The organism is Arenibacter amylolyticus (assembly GCF_002150785.1).
In the GTDB taxonomy this organism is placed as follows: domain Bacteria; phylum Bacteroidota; class Bacteroidia; order Flavobacteriales; family Flavobacteriaceae; genus Arenibacter; species Arenibacter amylolyticus.
Map to the genome: position 1 here is coordinate 1 of NZ_MTAZ01000068.1, position 20,064 is coordinate 20,064.

Sequence of the window (20,064 nt, forward strand, 5' to 3'; positions counted from 1 at the left end):
GCTCAATCTCCCACAACTCAATGGCTGATTTCCCTACCGATAGGCATGAGCTGTGGAAGCTATATTTCGATTAACCCAATTAACACATTTCCAAATCTCCAAATTAACTCATTGGTACATTGGTACATTTACAAATTGACTCCATTTCCAAATTGCTCACCCTCCCTATCACGGTTTCTCTAAGGAAGAGAAGTCTATATTTGGAGGAGTTCCATTGGGAGTTCTCTCATGGAAGGTATCTACCGTGGTCATTTCATCAAAGAAGCCACAGTTTTTCATATAGAATGTGTTTCCCACGGCACCTCCAGCATAATCATCACGAGATCCTTTTCTCGCAGTTGCATCGGCGGTAAATTTGGCTTCGGTAAGTTCGTGCCACTCCCCATTGGTATCCAGTATCCATTGATTACCGTAATGTGCCATTCTGGAGACGGCTCCCATTTCTGTCCTGAAATTCTCCAAAAAGGAATGTGGTCTTTTTAGATAAGTATTGGTATGGGGCCTTCTAAAACTGGCTATTAAACTCCAATTTGCCGATTCAGTATCATAAAAGTAAGCCGTATAATCGGTAGAGTTGTTGTTAGTGGGTTCTCCCTTCAATAAAAATCGGTAGGTATTACCAGCTTTCCAGTTGAACACCTTATAACTTTGTCCGCCCGAACCTTCATTCCCAAATTCACCTGTAGTGACCCCATCGCCTTTTCCTAAAAGGATTATTTTATACTCGTCTGGAATTTCATTTGGGTCTTGGGTCTCGTAGGGACTCCAAACGGAAAATAGCACCCTTCGCTCTGTTGGAGAATTAACCTGCATCCCAAAATATCCTTCCCCAAAGCCATTGGCCATATAAAAAGTGCCGATGACATCTTCCCCCTCTGGTACGGTAATCTCATTATAAAACCAATGTATATCCCTCCCTTCAGGAGCGGTATAGGACAAGTGCACCGATGGCCCCCTACGTCCCCAGTAAAAATCTTCCTTCACATAGGTGAACGCTCCCTCTGTGGCCGATCCTCCAACCAGCACTTCCTCGATTTCCGCAAAGACCTCCCCTGTTTTTTCAATCCCTTGAATCTCTACAAAATGATACCCAGACTTTTTTATATTGAAGTTACCTACCGCCACAGTTTCCCATTCGCCATTAGATACTTCAATGGTTTTAGTTTCATCCCCCACGCTTACACGCAGTGTAGATTTTCCGTCTAGTACCCTTAATTTTAAACCAAGTTTCAGCTCTCCGGCAACCCCAGTTTTAAAATAAGTCCTTATAATGTCGTCCGGGTTGGTCCAATTCTCTATTCCGGCATTGGAAATAAGCTCGTGACTCTGCTGTAGGTTGTTTACAACCCAGCTATTACCACCTGGTTCAATAGCAATTGGCAATTCTAAAGAGCCTGTTTCTTCTTGATTCCTCTCCTTTTTGGGCAAGGAGTTACAGGAAGCACCTAACACCAACAGGGCGCCAAGGGCGATTAATGAGCCAAGCTTGTTAGTTTTCACCCATGAATTGGCTGCCCACCTTTCTAAGCAGAAGGATAATTTCTTATTCATAAATACTATTGATTTTTTTATTGAAGATTGGTAATTTGAAATTACTGTATGCTGGCAATAATGCCAAGTACAGCCTCAAAACTAGCTAAATCAGCACCAAAATCATAAAGAAATCTATATAAAAAATCCTTCCTCTTAATGTAAGCCTACTTGATTGTTAGTTGCATAGGGTCCATCTGATCCGTCTTACCCCTATACTTGGCCGGGCTAACCCCATACTCCTTTTTAAAGATTTTAGAGAAGTATTTGGGGTCGTTAAACCCAACTAGAAATGCGGTTTCCGAAACCGGGTAATTACAGTCTGCCAAGAGCACAGCTGCCTTTTTCAGTCGCATGGTCCGTACAAAATCCACTATCTTTTTTCCGGTTAAACTTTGAAATTTTCGGTAGATGGAAGAGTAGCTCATATTCAGTTTGTCTGAAAGCTCTTCTAACTTAAACTCTGGGTTACTTATTTCTTCTTCTATAAGCGAAACCAGTTTTTCCAAAAAGATTTCATCCTGGGATTTATGAGAACCTACCGTAGGGGTACTTATGAGGTCGTTCTTATACTTTAATACCAAATGATCATTCTTGGTAATTATGTTATTCACTTTTAATATCAATTCATTAATCTTAAAAGGTTTCCCAATAAACTCTATGGCACCCGCTCGCAAGCCCAACAATTTATTCTGATGGGTCTTTTTGGCCGTTAACATAATAATCGGGATATGGGCGGTTGCCTCATTTTGCTGTAAATGGGTGCTCATTTCTATTCCGTCCATTTTTGGCATCATTACATCCGTAATAATAAGATCGGGCTGATGGTCTAAAGCCATTGTATAGCCTTCCTCCCCATTGTCTGCCAAAAGCACCTTATAATACTTCATAAACATATCGCGCAAGGAAATTTGAAGTTCAAAATTATCCTCCACAATCAATAAAGTTTTATTTAAGGATTGGGACGGCGCCTCTGGCTTGGTAAGCTCAAAATCTAGATTTTCCGTAGCATAGGAATGTGCTAATACACCTTCCCTATCGTTAGTGGATGCTGCAAGCACCTCCCCCTTTAAAACAGGTATGGAGACACTAAAACAGGCTCCTTTACCAACCTCCGAGCTTACGTCTATGGTTCCATTATGCACATGAACAAGTTCTTTGGTCAATGCCAAACCAATTCCGGTACCCATGCTCTGTTTCCCCGCATCTGCTTGATAGAAAAGTTTAAATATATTTTCCAGTTCGTTCCTTGGAATTCCCGGTCCAGAATCCGAAACACGTATGGTAATGTTTTCCTCATTCTCATCTAGTATTACCTCCATTGTCACCGTACCTTCCTTCGGGGTAAATTTAAAGGCATTAGACATAAGGTTAAAAATTACATGCTCTAATTTATCTCTGTCATACCACATAACCAGCTCCTCCTTAGGGTAACTACAGCTAAAGTTAATTCCCTTATATTTAGCTTGCTCGTTAAAGGCACTGGCTATTTCCTTTAAGTTGCCAATGATATTGAGCTGGGAGGGTCGCAAAACCAATTTCTCCAATTCCTTATCCCGTAATGAGGTTAGCTCAAAAACAATCCTGGACAATCTTTTTGCATTGTTGGATATGATTTGTAAACGCTGCTGCAGTAATTCATTACCGCTTTTTACCGCACGTGCCATCATATCTTCTAACGGAATTAATATCAAAGTTAAAGGCGTCTGGATCTCATGGGACATTTTAGCGAAAAAATTCATTTTTAAAGCGTACAATTCCTTTTCATGGTCACGTTGTAACGCTTCCGCTTGCAATCTATTTCGAAGTTTTATCCATAAATAAATCCCATATAGTAATCCTATAAAGAGCAAAGCATAAAATAAATGTGCCCATCCACTGTTCCAAAAGGGTTCTGAAATACGTATGTTAACCGACTTTTGATCTACGTCCCAGTTTCCTGTCTTGGTACCTGCCCGCACCTCAAAAACGTAATTCCCCGGCGGAATGTTGGTATAGGTTGCCAAGCGTTCTTTTCCAGCAATTATCCAAGAATCATTAAAGCCCTTTAATCGATACGCATAATTGTAATTAGGGTAAAGTATATTATCCATGGCTAAGAACCGAAACGAAAATGATGACTGATTATAGTTGAGCGTCAATTCTTCTATATTCTCCAGTCCCTCTTTTAGCTGTTCCGGAACTACAGAAATAGCGGGTTGGTTTAATATCTCTAACCCTTCTATCACCAAATTGGCTGAGAATGACTCTTTCTGTAACATTCCTGGTTTAAAATAGTTGACCCCATTCAGGCCTCCAAAATAGAAATTTCCGTCTCTGCCTTTATGGGCACTGCGTTGCATAAAGAAATTATCTTGTAGGCCATCCCGTTCCTGATATACCGTGGTTGTGGAATCTTTACTGTTATAGTGCCAAATGCCGGTAGTAGACCCCAACCATATATTATCTTCATCTTTCTGCAGTACCGATCTAAAAACAGGGTCATTGGGTGCATTATTCATCATTTCATCAGAATCTCCCTTCAATTCTACTCTTTTGAATTCTTTTTCCTCAATGCTAAATTTAAACAACCGGCCATCAAAGGACACTACCCAAATGGTATTCTCGCCCACACAGGACATTGCCAGAATATCATTCTTTTTATTGGTCAGTTCCTTATCGTCCAGATTAGTGAACCTACTAAAGTTAGATCTAGAAAAATCCATCTGGTTCTCGTTAAATCTAAACAATCCACCGCCATTTAGGGCTACCCAAATAGTTCCACTGCTATCCTCTACTATACTTTGGGATATACTACCTAATAATCCATGAGAGTAATTCTGAAATTTGGCCAGGAGGGTTTTATCATCCAGAAATACAAACAAGCCCTGATCCGTGGTCACCCACATTCTTTTTTGGGAATCGCGAAATATAAATCTAACATCCTGCACACTATGGCCATTAGTGTCTACCAAGGCCTTTTTATGGAACCTTTTTTGCCTTTTATCGTAGATATGAAGTCCGTTTTGATAGGTTCCCACCCAAATATTGGCATCCTTATCTTCATTGATAGAATGGATATAAAAACCTTTCTCGTCTAGGGCGTTCTTAAAAAATTGTTTCTTAGTACCTTCGGAATCTATTTTGGACAGGCCTTCACCGTCTGTCCCTACCCAGAGCGATCCGTTACTAGCTCTAAAGGAAGATAATATTCGCGTAGGTTTTAATATTTCCGTTCCAGGATGGTAATATAGCTGGCTCCCAGATTTTCTAAGAATATTGATATTTCCATAATTGGTGAGCACCCACAAATTATTTCTAAGGTCTTCATTTATATGTATTACGGTATTGGTACTCAGGGAAAACTTGTTGCGATCGTTGTGTTTGTAGGTATTCACCTCACCCGATAGCGGATCTACCCTATATAAACCATTGCCGTCCGTGCCCAGCCATACATAGCCATCCACATCACAATAAAGGGCAGAGAACAATTCCGTGATTGTACCATTGGGTCGGTTCCTAAATAGCGAATTCTGAACGTAGGCCTTCTTATCAAAATCGTACACCAAGATACCCAAACTAATATAGGAAGACCCTATCCACAACCTATTTTGCTTATCTAACAGTAGTAAGGTATTGTCTGACAAAGAGGTATTATAAGGAAACTCCAATGTTTCCCGTGTTTTAGTTTCCATGTCATATACATAAATGGGCCCCCTATAGGTACTTAATATTAACTGCCGGGATTTTCTCACTGCCATAGAGCTTATACCATAACGGCCGTGTCCTGTAGTTGGAACACTCGTTATACTGTCCATGGTCCCTTGTCTATGATCATAGGCATATATGGTACCAGTCTTAGTGGCCATCCACATCCGTTCCTGGTCCGGATACACCACTTCAATGGAATACTTCTTTCCAAAACCCTGGTAATATTGATCTAAGGATAAAAAAGTACCGTTCTTTTGCAGAAAGGAGAGTTCCCCTTTTAGGGATAAGGCCCAAACAGTCCCCTGTTGGTCCTTAAACACCTCCTTTACCTCATCGGAGGATGCAGCACTTTTAAAAATGAGTTCCTTAGGGATAAATTCAAAATTATAGCCATCGTATTTGGAAACCCCCGAGGCATGGGCCAACCAAACATAGCCACGCTCGTCCTGAACAGAATGGGTGACCTTAACACTTTGGTTGTCTATATTAAAAGGAAGGCTAACAAAATTGGATGGGCTTTGTGCGAAAACAAAGGCAGAATACCAATATAGTATCACAGCACTAACACACCATTTCAGTTTTACGACTTCCAATTTCCTATGATTCATAAACATTTCTTAAATACAGGGATAGCTACCTCGCATAATATTCCTAAATAATTAGTTCATAGTAGGAGATAAATTCATCAAAAAGGGGGAATTATTCATCAAAGCCTCAATCTTTCCTAAAATTTACCCTCAGAACGCTAAAATAAGACACTTTACTATTTAACACAATCTTAATATTTGTTGAACACAAAATAAATGACCCAATCAAACCATAATATAAACCTTAAAAGAGATTTCATAAATAAAACGACTCGCACCTATACTGGAACCGCCACCCTACCCACTAATTGGATAATCACAGTGGGAAGGTAAATCCAATATGCGTAAGATAGGAATTATAAAAGTGGACTTTAGAAATACCCCATAATTCCTCATCTCATTAAAAATAGTTTAGAGTTAAGTTTTGTTAGTTTTTGAATGCCCATTTCATGAGAGTGGAATGGGCTTATTACCAAAACGGATTGCTCTAAAAAAAATACTAAACCTACAACACCAAACCCAATTAACCATGACATGAAGAACACACCTAAAACAAGTATGAACCAAATCAAAATTGACCAATTATTAAATTAAACCAATTTTCATGAAAAAAAGAGCATTAATCTATGAAGAGAGCCCATTGCTGGTTCCTACCAAAAGAAGGCGGAGGAACAATCTGGTACTTTTCTCCTTACTCTCGGCCTTTTTATTATTACCCTGCACTTATGCACACAGTACGGTTACTGCTAACGCAACCGACCCCACCATAAGCCAACAGACAAGAACCATTAAAGGAACCATTAGGGATGAGAACGGGGAAATTCTATTCGGAGTAAACGTGGTGGTCCTTGGGACAACCCGTGGAGTACAATCCAATTTTGATGGAGAGTATTCTATCCGAGCCAATGAAGGGGATATTTTGGAGTTCTCATATTTGGGGATGCAAACCAAAAGAGTTACCGTAGGCGACAAGGATACCATTGATGTGGTTCTGGCAGAGGATGCGGAATCGCTGGATGAAGTGGTGCTTGTAAGTTTTGGTAAACAAAAGAAAGCCAGTGTAATTTCGTCCGTCTCTACCGTGAAGCCTGCAGATTTAAAAATCCCTTCTAGTAACTTAACCACCGCTTTAGCAGGTAATGTTGCGGGAATGATTGCGTATCAAAGAACTGGTGAGCCTGGTGCAGACAATGCCCAATTCTTTATTAGGGGGGTAACTTCCTTCGGATACGGAAACAGTCCGTTAATTCTAATTGACGGGGTAGAATTAACTACCCAGGATTTAGCGCGACTTCAGCCAGATGATATTGCGTCTTTCTCCATTATGAAGGATGCCACCGCCACTTCCTTATACGGTGCACGTGGAGCTAACGGAGTTATCTATGTTACCACCAAAGAAGGTGTGGAAGGGCCTGCAAGGATTAGTGCAAGAATAGAGACTTCTATGTCCCAAGCCACTCAGAATATAGACTTCGCAGATCCCATTACCTATATGAGAATGCACAACGAAGCTATTAAAACTAGAGACCCCTTAGGAATCTCCAGATATACCCAAGAAAAAATAGACAAGACCATTGCAGGTGTTGATCCTATTTTATATCCAACAACGGATTGGCAAAAAGAATTGTTTAAGGATTATACCATCAACAAGCGTTTTAATTTTAGTATTAACGGGGGTGGTAAAGTAGCTCAATACTATGTTTCCTTGGCAGCCAGCCAAGACAATGGTATTTTAAATGTTCCTAAGGTGAGCAACTTTAACAGTAATATAGATTACAAGCAATTTCAATTGCGCTCCAATACCAATATTGCGCTGTCCGAAACTACTAAATTAAAGATGAGCTTTATTGGAAACTATGATGACTACGTGGGACCATTAGAGTCGGGTCAGGCAATTTACAGAAAAGTTATGCAGAGTAATCCTGTACTCTTTAGACCTTATTACGAGAAGGATGAAACCAATTCCTATATTAATCACATCCTCTTTGGGAATTATGACAATGGAAACTACCTAAACCCTTATGCCGATATGGTTAAAGGATATAGAGAGTCTGGTTCTTCCAAGATTATCTCCCAAATAGAATTGGAGCAAGATCTGGCTGCCATTACAGATGGACTTATGGCCAAGGTAGTGGTAAATGCCAACAGGGAGTCTGGTAATGGAATTAACAGGTCTTACAACCCTTTCTTCTATGAGCCAAGAATAAACCCCATTACCAATAATATGATTTTAACTCCGCTAAACGAGGAAACAGGTACTGAGTATTTAAGTTATCAGGAAACCGGTAAATTTGTGACCTCATCCTCTTATTTGGAGTCTTCCCTAACCTACAATAAAAACATTAACGATTTATACGATGTCTCCGGGATGTTGGTATTTACTATGAACAATAGAAGAATATCCAATGCCGGAAATTTACAAGAATCCCTACCCTACAGAAATATGGGGCTGGCGGGACGTTTTACACTTTCTAGCCGCGACAAATATTTTGGGGAGTTTACCTTCGGATATAATGGATCGGAACGTTTCCATAAAAAGGAACGTTGGGGTTACTTCCCATCCTTGGCAGCGGGTTGGATTGTATCTAACGAGGAGTTTTTTGAGAATTATAAGGACGCCATTTCCCTATTAAAGTTTAAAGTTACCTATGGTCTGGTAGGAAACGACCAAATTGGAAGTGCTGCGGATCGATTCTTTTACTTATCTCAAGTAAATTTAAATGACAACCGTTATGGATTTACAACTGGAACTGATTTTGACAATTTCACCCCAGGGGTTTCCATACAGCGATATGCCAATGATAATATCACTTGGGAAACAGCAGCTAAGCTTAACCTAGGATTGGAGTTAGGGCTATTTGACAAATTAACCCTAGAAGCCGATTATTTTTCTGAGCATAGAACCAATATTCTGGCAAACCGTATAGTTACGGCCAGTATGGGATTAGAAAGCAGTGTAAGAGCTAATATTGGTGAAGCTAAGAGTCGTGGTATTGATGGATCCTTGGTGTATAACAACAGTTTCTCTAACGGACTATGGATACAGGGAAGGGCGAACTTCACCTATTCTACCAACGAAATCACCAAGATAGAGGAGCCAGATTATTCGGATACGCCATGGCTATCCCGTGTAGGCAAACCTATTAACCAACAATGGGGTTATGTAGCAGAGCGATTGTTTGTAGATCAGGAGGAAGTAAACAACTCTCCCGTACAGACCTTTGGTGAGTATGCCGGTGGAGACATCAAGTATAAGGACATCAACGGGGATGGTAGAATTTCCGGATTAGACCGTGTGCCGATCGGAAATCCCACAACTCCAGAAATTGTTTACGGTTTTGGAGTATCTGCAGGATATAAGGGCTTTGACATTTCTGCCTTCTTCCAAGGTTTGGCCAATGAGTCTTTTTGGATTAATCCATGGAACACCGCACCTTTTGTGGACGTTTGGCCAGGTGGAGACGCAAACAACCAGTTGTTGCAGGTATGGGCAGACAGCTATTGGTCTGAGAACAACAGGGACATCTATGCCAAATGGCCTAGATTATCTACTTCCAACATAGGGAATAATACCCAAACGAGTACTTGGTTTATGCAAGACGGTTCTTTCCTAAGATTAAAATCACTGGAAATAGGCTACACCCTTCCGGATAAATTGCTAAACAAAATGAAAATGAATCAAGTTAGAATTTATATGACTGGGAACAACTTACTATCCATAAGTCAATTTAAACTTTGGGATCCGGAAATGGGTGGCAATGGCTTAGGATATCCCGTTCAAAGAGTTATTAATGCAGGTATTCAGATATCTTTATAAAACAACAATCATGAAAAATAATAAGTATTTATTAATTTTCTTTTTCATAACACTCTTAACATCGTGTGAAAAGGAATATTTGAACATCGTCCCAGACAACTTGGCCACCATAGACCTTGCTTTTTCCAATCGGTACAATGCGGAAAAGTATTTGGCCACCTGCTATAGTTATTTACCTAGTGCACCAGGGATAAATCAAAATCCCGCATTAAACGCAGGAGACGAAATATGGTATCCAGATACACAAAGAAATTCTAATGGCCCTGCTATAGCCCAAGGCTTCCAAAACATTAGCAACCCACGTTTTGATTATTGGGTAGGCCGAAATGGTGGAAAATCCTTGTATATCGGGATTAGGAACTGTAATATATTTTTGGAAAATGTAGCGAGTGTACCTGGTGTAGATCAGTACATTAAAGATAGGTGGGCCGCAGAGGTAACGTTTTTAAAAGCCTATTACCATTTCTATTTACTACGTATGTACGGACCCATTGTAATAAATGATGAGGCTATATCCGTCTCTGCCTCTACCGAGGATACTAGGGTTACCCGTAACACCTTGGAGGAATCTTTTGAATACGTAATTTCCACCATGGACAAAGCTATTGCTGGCCTTCCTGAGACCCTTCAATTTGAGGATGAGGAAATAGGCCGAATCACCAAGCCTATTGCTGCCGCCATAAAGACGAGGGTTTTAATGGAGTATGCTAGCCCCCTATTCAACGGTAATCCTGTGTATAGCAGTTTTAAGAATGCAGAAGGCAAAGCAATGTTCCCAACGAGCTACGATGCCTCCAAGTGGCAAAGGGCGGCAGATGCTGCCAAAGAAGCCATAGATTTGGCCGAAAGTGTGGGAATTTCACTATTTACAAAAGAGGACTATAATGATCCCTTAGAGCAAAATGATACTACTTTACTAAAGGCAGCTTTAAGAAGCAGGGTTACGGAAAGATGGAACAAGGAATTAATTTGGGGGTCTACCGAAAGTACTTGGGGACTTCAGTTCCAATCTATGCCTAGATTATATCCGTATACGACCAACCCGGTAGCCTCTAACCATGCCCCTACCCTACGAATCGCGGAAATGTATTATACCGAAAATGGGGTGCCTATAGATGAGGATATCAACTATGACTATACCAATAGATATAGAACTAAACAAGCCACTAACAAGGATCGTTATTATATAGAGCCCGGTCAAAAAACGGCTATCTTAAACTTTAATAGAGAAACGCGTTTCTATTCGGACCTTTCTTTTGATAGAGGAGTTTGGTTTGGCAACGGAAGGGAATCGGATACTGATCCCTGGTATATCCACGCAAGAAGAGGGGAGTTTGCCTCTATCTTCGAGATTAACAACCATTCTGTTACCGGATATTGGCCCAAAAAATTGGTCAATTTGAAAACAACCGTAAGGAACGGTACCAGCTTCAGTGAGTACCGATATGCTTTTCCAATAATTAGATTAGCTGACCTTTACTTGTATTATGCGGAAGCCTTGAATGAGGTGAAATCTGCCCCGGACAATGAAGTGTACCGCTATATAGACCTAGTAAGGGAAAGAGCTGGCTTGGACGGTGTGGTAAGCAGTTGGGCACAACATTCCAAAGACCCTGGAAAACCTTTAACCAAGGAAGGAATGAGGGATATTATCCGTCAGGAAAGATTAATTGAGTTGTCCTTTGAAGGAAATAGGTATTGGGACCTGAGAAGATGGAAATTGCTGGAAGACTATATGAATAAGCCTATTAAAGGGTGGAGTGTATTGGTAAACCCTCTTGATGACTATTATACCGTACGGGTGCTACACAACCCAACTTTTAATCAAAAAGATTATTTGTGGCCCATTAGGGAGGAAGAATTGATCAACAACCCCAACCTACAACAAAATCCAGGTTGGTAATTCTTAAATTATGGAATTCAATCAAATTCACCTAGAAACTGAACCAGTAGTTAGCTATAAAGTCCCGATACAAATCGGGACTGCTAACCACCAAAAACTTTAAAATATAAACAAATGAAAAAAATAGTTAGCCTCCTATTTATCGGCCTTTTAATAATGGCTGGTTGTGAAGAAGATTACGAGCACTTGCCAACTACCAAAGACACAGTTGCGCCTAATAAAATAGAAAATTTACAATACGAACCCATTAATGGCGGATTCAACATCACTTACGATCTACCTGCGGACAAAGATGTACTGTATGTTAAAGCCACCTATACAAATTCTAAGGGGGAAACCTCCGAGGTAAGGGCATCTGCCTATAAAAACAAGCTTGTAATTGAAGGGTTTGGTGATACCTCAGAAAGGACTGTTAAAGTGTATGTTGTGGACCGGTCCGAGAACATTTCGGAGCCAGTAGTATTTACTGCGGCGCCTTTGGAGTCACCGGTAAATGTTATTAAAGAGTCCATGAGCATTACGGCCGATTTTGGAGGTGCCAGGTTTGAGTGGGTCAATGAACTGCAAACTCCAATATCCATATTGTTGTTTACGGAAGGGGACAATGGGGAATGGAAAGAAATTCAGACTGTTTACACCTCCCAGTCCGAATCCAGTACTGCCATAAGGGGTTTTGAATCTGTCCCCACTAAGTTTGCTGCGCTCATCAGAGACCGGTATGAAAATACCACGGACACCATTTACCCGGCCACCCCAGATAAAACTCTCACTCCCCTGTTTGAGGAGCGTTTGGACAAGACCAAGTTCAAGAAAATTGTCCTTGCCGATGACACAAATTGGGATGCATGGGAAGGCGATTACTATCATTTCTTTGACGAGAAAATGGAAACTATTGTACATACCCAGGGAGATCATCCCAATCCACAAATTTATTCAATAGACCTTGGGGTTACGGTAAAACTCAGCCGATTTGTGCTACATCAAAGAGCGTCACACGGAACTAGTCATGCCTACACCCATGGAAACCCAAAAAAATATACTGTTTATGGAGCTAAGGAGATGCCAGCAGAACCAGACAATTTAGATAATTGGATAAAACTAAGGGACTGTGAATCTATAAAGCCCTCGGGCCTACCAATTGGACAGAATACCGATGAAGATATAGCCCATTTCTACGCAGGGGATGAGTATACTTTTGAACTAGATGTACCCGAAATAAGATACTTTAGAATTGCATTTCACGAAACTTGGGACGGTGCAGGATATATTAACGCGTCACAGATAACCTTCTGGGGTAATGTCGTTAACGATTAACCAATAGATGGTGAAAGGAGCCAAAAGCAACTATCATTTCGCACTGAAACCATTTGGTGTGAAATGATAGGCCTGGCGACATCCACCCGCCTGAAGGACGTAGTCTGGCAGGTGTAAACAAAAAAATCAACAAAAAATAAAAACCGATGAAAACAATACATCATACATTTAAATTGTTTCTCCTTTTGGTTACTGGGGTTTTCATGTCTTGTCAAGATATGAACGAGGTACATGAAGAATACATCAAGGATGGGGAAATTATCTATACTAACAAAGTAGACTCCTTGTCTACCTATTCAGGGAAAAACCGAGTAAAGATCAAGGGGTATATTACAGGAGCCTTCACCGTTAATGAGATTGTAGTTTCTTGGAATGAGGGAGAAAATCAACAAGTGTTCCCCTATGAAAAATCGGCCCAAGATACCGACTCAATATCCCTTATAGTTACCGAGTTGGAAGAGAATAGCTATGAGTTTAAAGTGACTAGTAAAGATTCTGACGGTAACACCTCCGTTCCCTCTATTGCTTTTGGGACCGCTTATGGAGAAAGGTACCGATCCAATTTAGAACCAAGGTCCATAAATCATGTTGAGGTGGATCAAACCGATATGAAGGTGGTGTTAGCTATCGGAGCCGAGCTTCAAAGGGATACAGAAATTAAGTTTACAACAACCTCTAACGAAGAAGTGGTTGTATCGGTCCCAAAAGAAGAAACCGAAGTGGTTTTAGAGAATATCTCCTTGGACCATTCCGTTCACTACCGTACCTATTACGTTCCTAGTGCAACCAGGAATGGGGAGGAAACCTCAATTGACCAATTTGAATCGGATTGGGAAGAATTAACTATTCCTGCTATTGGTGAAATACTTAACAACCTTCAATTTACCCCTGTTTTGGGAGGCGTTGCAATGAACTGGAGCAACCCTGAAGGTGGCGTCTTGGTATTCACGGTAGAGTATACTGTAGATGGAGTGGTGAAAACTCAAACGGTTACATCCTCCGAGGTAGATGGGGAAGCCATAATTTCTGGAATGGATGAAGGCGAACAGACCATACATATTACTTTGGCCGACGCCTATGGTAACTCCTTTGGCCCTATGGATTACACCGTAACTCCGCAACCAGCACAATTATTAGACAAATCTGCTTGGACGGTGATTGATTTTTCAAGCGAAGAACCAAACGAAGGGGCGCCCAATGGAGTAGCATCCGCTACTATAGATGGTAATGTTAACAGCTTCTGGCATACGCAGTGGGCAGGTGGCAGTCCTGGATATCCACATTACGTTACTATAGATATGGGAGCAGAAAAAACGATCGCGAGTTTTGAGACTTTCCGTAGACAAGGTGATAGCCGGGGACAGACCAAACATCAGTTCCTAGTGAGTTTGGATGGTGAAACTTGGACAGATTTAGGGACTTTTAATATGGACCCAACTACCAATGAGGGACAGGTATATGCCATACCGTCTACCCCAACCGCTAGATATTTTAAATATGTAGCCGTAGAAGGGCCTAATTTCTATGCCTTCTTAGGAGAAATAAACGTATATGGTTTAGAGTAGCCATAACTATCAAATATAATCAGCATAAGAAAAGGGAGGGAATAATTCCCTCCTTTTTTCTTTTAGCAAGGCCTTTAATCACCTATAAAAGAAGCTAACTCCATACGTATTTTCACCTAATAGGCAACACCTAAATACTTAGCTAACAACCAATTACAAAACTGAAACTGGCTTTCCCTATGGAGTAACATTTAAAAATTAATTTACTATGAAAAACATCTATTTATTAGTACTTCTTGTTTGTTTCTCGGCATCCCTAACGGCACAAAGCCATGAAGCTCACGTTCCCATATCCAATACCATCGTGGGAATCTGGGAGCAGACCGGAGCAACCAACCCCAATACAGGGAAACTTACAGAAGTAAAGACCGGAAATTATAAAGTAATTAACGCAAATGGCACCTATTACACCTTTATTATCTGGGGTAATGAAATTTCATCAGCCAATACATCCATTGCACAATATGGCACCTATGAAATCACCTCTAAAAACCTTTTGGAGGAGCAAATAATAGCACATACCATACACCCCAATTTAAATGGTAAAAACAGTACGGTTAAGTTTGAATTAGTTGATAGCAAAACCTTACTGATTTCCTGGACCCCAAATGGAATAGACTGGTTTGATGAAAAATGGACACGCATGCCTTTAGGTAATTAAATAAGGCTTAACAGATAACCCAAATACCAACTACACCCACTGAATCATGAAAAAAGATGTTTTAATTTTTTTAAAAAAGTGTATCCCAATCCTAGCTTTTCTTGCTGGTATCGGGAATAGTAAAGCACAATTGCCCATCACCCCCTATGATGAATTGCCTGGGATTATTATTACCTACAAACCCAACTATCAGGAGTCCTTTCCTGATTGGGCCAAAAAACTCTATCAATATCCGGTAAATTATAAAGAGATAGAAGCCGGATATAAAGCCTATAAAGAGACCGATCCTGGGAAAACACCTATAGAAAGATATTACAAAATATGGAGACGGGTGGTTACCAACTATGTGCTTTCGGACGGAACCATAGCTTTACCAGGAAAAAAAGAAGCCTCTTTAGTAAAAAAAGGCCCTTCCACTAGTCTGAAAGGAAGTGATACTTCCAATTCCAATTGGAGTTTTTTGGGTCCCAGGAACACCTACTGGCTAAACGAGGCCAATAATCCTGAAATCCCTGGTGTAGCTCCATGGCAAGTAAATGTATATTCTGTTGCCGTGGCCAAATCTAACCACAATGTCATCTATACAGGAACCGAAACTGGGTATATTAATAAATCCACTGACAAAGGACAGAACTGGACCCTTATGGCGCCAGATTACTTATTCCTATCAGGAATCACCAGTATCGCAGTACATCCCACCAACCACCATATAGTATATGCCGCTGCCTCTAGGCAGGTTCATAAATCATTGGACGGGGGAGAATCCTGGACTCCTATCCTTAGTTCGGAATTATGGGTAAACCATATTGTTATAGATGAGGAAAATCCGAGCAAAATTTTCATTTCTTCCGATAAAGGAATTCACCTTAGTATGGATGCAGGTCTTACATGGCAACAAAAGGTTTCCAATACCGCCTACGATCTTCAAATAATGCCAGGGAATCCCAATAACATCTTTGCGTTGACTAAAAATAAGTTGGGAAATTTTGAAATGTACGCTTCTAACAATGGAGGAATAAGCTTTAGCAAAATGGAAAGTTTCCCAGCATCGCTTCCGGATCATTCTGGGGGATTGTTGGCCATGTCTGCTGCCAATACCAACATTTTGTATACCACCATGCTTAGCACGGATTCCCCATTACTCTATAAAGGAACTTTAAACGCAGGCACATGGACGTGGACGGAGATCATTGAGTGTGACACCCCCGCTTTTCCCTATAACAATGGTCAGGGATATTACGATCTTGTGCTAGAAGTATCACCTAACAACGAAAATGTTTTTATGGTGGGTACCACTACTTTATTTAAAACCAATGACGGTGGAAACTCTTTTGATGCCATTGGCGGCTACTTTGGTCGATTTAGCATCCATCCGGATATCCAGGATATCTATTGGATGCCAGATGATACCGTATATGTTGCCACAGATGGCGGATTGAGCTTTTCCAAGGATGCCTTTGAGACGGATTTCCAACCTTTGATCAATGGCATGGTAGGATCGGACATGTGGGGTTTTGACCAAGGATGGAATGAGGATATTGTGGTAGGAGGACGCTACCACAACGGAAATACGGCAATGGCCGATTTCTACGGGCATAAGGCCCTAAGAATGGGAGGCGCCGAATCTCCCACAGGATGGGTCTTACAAGGAAAAAGCAGGCATGTAGCTTTTAACGACTTAGGCCAAGGATGGATATTGCCAAAAACTGCCGAAGGAGCTCCAGAAGGTAGATTCCACTTTAACAAATATCCCAATATGTTAGAATATGGTGGCAATAGAGGAAGCTTGGTTCATCATCCAAATTACCACGAAATACTCTATATGGGGGAAGGCAATACCCTTTGGATGAGCAATGATATGGGGGTTAACTTCTCTGCCCTAAAGACCTTTACAGATTTAGTGATGGAGGTAGAAGTGAGTTTTATTAACCCAAAGGTGATGTATGTAGATGTTAGAGGTAGTGGGCTATATAAGAGTGAGGACGGCGGACTTACTTGGGTTAGGAAACCAACGCTTACCAGTGCAGAATTTGGAGGAAGCGGGATGAAAGGAAGAATTAGCATGGTGGTATCCCCGTATGACGAAAATACCCTCTACGCTACTTATGCCAATGGAACCTGGACCTCCAACAAAGGGAAGGTTTTTAAATCTACCGATGGAGGCGATAACTGGGAGGATATCTCGGGGAGCGTCAATGCCAATACCAAAGTCTTGGTAATACAACCTAGTTCTACCGGAGAAGAACTTGTTTATTTGGTGACCACCAGAGGAGGGGGAGCTCCCTCAAAAATTTACTATAGAACTCCTTCCATGACAGATTGGGCATTATTCTCTAATAATTTTCCGGCCAACTTTAGTGTAAATACAGCCTTGCCTTTTTACAGAGATGCAAAAATTAGAGTGGCTGGCGGAGCTGGTGTATGGGAGAGTTTCCTGCAAGACCAGAATTTTGAACCCGTGCTTAACCCATGGGTAGAAAAGGGACTAAGCAATTGTATGCTAGACACCCTCAATTTTGACGATCATTCCATGCTAAAGCACGAAGGGGCCTCCTGGCAATGGGAAATTACCCCCCAACCTAGTTATATTAGTGACCCCAATATCCGAAATCCTAAAGTAGTATTGGGAGCCCCAGGTACGTACGACGTAACCATGACGGTTACCCAAAATGGCAAGGTATACTCCAAGACCATTAAGGAAATGGTAACTACCACTACTTGCCCGTCCATTACAGACTGTAGTAATCCTGCTTTCCTTCCTAAGGATGAATGGAAACTGTTATTTGTGAACAGCGAGGAAACCAATCAAGGCGGACATGCTACGAACGCTTTTGATGGCGATCCCAATACCATATGGCACTCCCGTTGGAGCACTGGTACAGACCCTTATCCTCATGAATTGCAAATAGATTTAGGCAACTTCTACAGTCTAAGCAAGTTTACCTATCAACCACGTATCCATGGCACTAATGGACGCATCAAGGAATATCAGCTTTATATCAGTTTGGATAACACCAACTGGGGAGAACCTGTTCATACTGGAGAATGGCCCAACACCTCCAGTTCGCAGCACATAAATTTTGATGAGCCTATAAAGGGTCGTTATTTTAGAATAGTAGCCCTCTCCGAGGTTAACAATCAGGTTTTTGCCTCCATAGGGGAATTGGATTTTATAGGCTGCCTAGCAGACAATTGTCCGGGAATAGACAATCCAGATCAGGCAGATTTTGACGGAGATGGAATTGGCGATGCCTGTGATGACGATGATGATAATGATGGCGTACTAGATGTAGACGACCATTGCCCGGAAACCCCTCCTGGTGCGGTGGTTGATGCTAATGGCTGTACTAAATTTTCGCTTCCCGCCAATAATTTTACAGTAGAAGTATTTTCGGAGACCTGTAGAAGTAGCGATAACGGGAAGGTGGTAATAGGTACTAAAACCACCCTGCAATATCGAGCAAGCCTTGTGGGTACTGACTATAACAACACCTATAACTTTTCGGATACCCTTGAAATTACGGACCTAAAATCGGGTACCTACCAACTATGCTTTACGGTAGACGGAGAACCCGATTTTAAACGTTGTTACGATATCGCAATCAGTGAGCCACAGGATATTGCCGTTATGTCGTACTACGATGCAAGCACTAAATCTTTATCGCTTAAAATGTACAATGGATCCAATTACAAGGTTTCGATCAATGACAAAGTATGGGAAACCTCGGAAAGCGAGCTAACACTCCCATTAGAAGACGGGATAAATAAAATTGGCGTCACCACGGAGAAGGATTGCCAGGGGGTATTTGAGAAAGAGATTATACTAGAGAATCAAATTCTAGTATACCCCAACCCTGTGGAGGATTATTTATACCTAAACCTTGGCGAAGACAACTCTAACTTAGTGTTGCTAGAGATATTTGATCAAAGTGGAAAGCTAATTTTATCCAGAAGCCTAGTAGTGAATTACAAAACCGCACAGCTTAACGTAGGGTTCATTTACAGTGGCATCTATGCGGTTCGTTTAACCACCCAAGAGGGAAAGCACAACTTTAAAATAATTAAAAAATGAAACGTTTTATATTAGCTGTATGTATCATGTTTTCCGCCCTTTCCTGTAGTAAGGGCGGAGACACCCCAAAGGAAGAAGAAAATGTAGCCCCTACAGCGGCTTGCCTTGTTTTTCCGTTAAACAATTCCGAATGTATAGAGGGGGTTGTGAAAAGTAAGACTAAAAGCACCGTCAACTTTAAATGGGAAGCTTCCCTACATACGGACGCTTATGAGCTGAAATTGAAAAACCTATCTACCGGGAGTAGTATGGGGTACAACACTTCTAAAAATGAACTCCCCATAGAGCTTGAACGAGGGGTAGCGTATTCCTGGTTTATAATCTCTAAAAACAGCGTCTCTGGCGAAATAACTGAAAGCGACACATGGAAATTTTACAATGCCAGTGAGTCAGCATCGTCCTATGCTCCTTTTCCGGCCGAGGTGGTAGCTCCAGAAATTAATGTTGAACTCCCCTATTCCGAAAGCGGGATTACCTTAGAATGGTCTGCCAGCGATGTTGACAATGATATTAGCGCTTTTGATATCTATTTTGGAGTTAGTAAAACACCTGAATTGTACAAGGAAAATATCACTCTTAGTAAACTAGAAAATGTAGCAGTACAAAAGGAAACCACGTATTACTGGAAAGTTACAACCGTAGATTCTCAAGGAAACACCTCTACTTCCGATCTTTTTCAATTTAAGGTGAAATAGCCGTATCCTACGTGAAGGTTTCCAAACTACTCTTTCCGCTTAACCTGCCTAGGAAGTAACTAAGACCTTAGCGTACTATTGAAAAATGTTTTGAAATGGCTTTAGCAATCATACCGAAATTAAAAGGTAGGCTAAAGCCATTTTTATTAGAAGTTGTCTTCACTGGATTAATCAAGTCATTCCATAAAAAAACCCTAGCTCTCTTTATGCTTAAGAGTACTAGGGTTTTA

Annotated in this window: 9 protein-coding genes; 7 read left to right on the top strand and 2 right to left on the bottom strand. The window is 41.0% G+C overall.

Features of this window, described 5'->3' with window-relative positions; all coding sequences use genetic code 11:
* Nucleotides 1–168: 168 nt before the first annotated feature.
* Nucleotides 169–1,551, bottom strand: a complete 1,383-nt coding sequence (locus BV214_RS16000; RefSeq protein ID WP_086478507.1) for a DUF3472 domain-containing protein — start codon at nucleotides 1,549–1,551, stop codon at nucleotides 169–171.
* 146 nt (nucleotides 1,552–1,697) lie between these two features.
* A complete protein-coding gene (locus BV214_RS16005; protein WP_176328540.1) occupies nucleotides 1,698–5,828 on the bottom strand; it encodes an ATP-binding protein in 4,131 nt (1,376 codons plus the stop codon).
* Between the two features lie 583 nt (nucleotides 5,829–6,411).
* Here BV214_RS16005 and BV214_RS16010 point away from each other — a divergent pair.
* From BV214_RS16010 to BV214_RS16040, 7 genes are all read left to right on the top strand, one after another.
* Complete coding sequence (locus tag BV214_RS16010) at nucleotides 6,412–9,624, top strand: SusC/RagA family TonB-linked outer membrane protein (protein WP_086478509.1); 3,213 nt, start codon at nucleotides 6,412–6,414, stop codon at nucleotides 9,622–9,624.
* 10 nt (nucleotides 9,625–9,634) lie between these two features.
* Complete coding sequence (locus tag BV214_RS16015; protein WP_086478510.1) at nucleotides 9,635–11,527, top strand: RagB/SusD family nutrient uptake outer membrane protein; 1,893 nt, start codon at nucleotides 9,635–9,637, stop codon at nucleotides 11,525–11,527.
* A 114-nt stretch (nucleotides 11,528–11,641) separates the two neighbouring features.
* Nucleotides 11,642–12,841: a DUF5000 domain-containing lipoprotein gene (locus tag BV214_RS16020; RefSeq protein ID WP_086478511.1), complete on the top strand. Its 1,200-nt coding sequence runs from the start codon at nucleotides 11,642–11,644 to the stop codon at nucleotides 12,839–12,841.
* A 146-nt stretch (nucleotides 12,842–12,987) separates the two neighbouring features.
* Nucleotides 12,988–14,406, top strand: coding sequence for a DUF4998 domain-containing protein (locus BV214_RS16025; RefSeq protein WP_086478512.1), 1,419 nt, complete (start codon nucleotides 12,988–12,990; stop codon nucleotides 14,404–14,406).
* Nucleotides 14,407–14,614: 208 nt separating this feature from the next.
* Nucleotides 14,615–15,067: a DUF4488 domain-containing protein gene (locus BV214_RS16030; protein ID WP_086478513.1), complete on the top strand. Its 453-nt coding sequence runs from the start codon at nucleotides 14,615–14,617 to the stop codon at nucleotides 15,065–15,067.
* 46 nt (nucleotides 15,068–15,113) lie between these two features.
* Nucleotides 15,114–19,139, top strand: coding sequence for a discoidin domain-containing protein (locus BV214_RS16035; RefSeq protein ID WP_086478514.1), 4,026 nt, complete (start codon nucleotides 15,114–15,116; stop codon nucleotides 19,137–19,139).
* Nucleotides 19,136–19,834, top strand: coding sequence for a fibronectin type III domain-containing protein (locus tag BV214_RS16040; RefSeq protein ID WP_086478515.1), 699 nt, complete (start codon nucleotides 19,136–19,138; stop codon nucleotides 19,832–19,834). The genes BV214_RS16035 and BV214_RS16040 overlap by 4 nt, the downstream gene beginning before the upstream one ends.
* Nucleotides 19,835–20,064 lie beyond the last annotated feature (230 nt).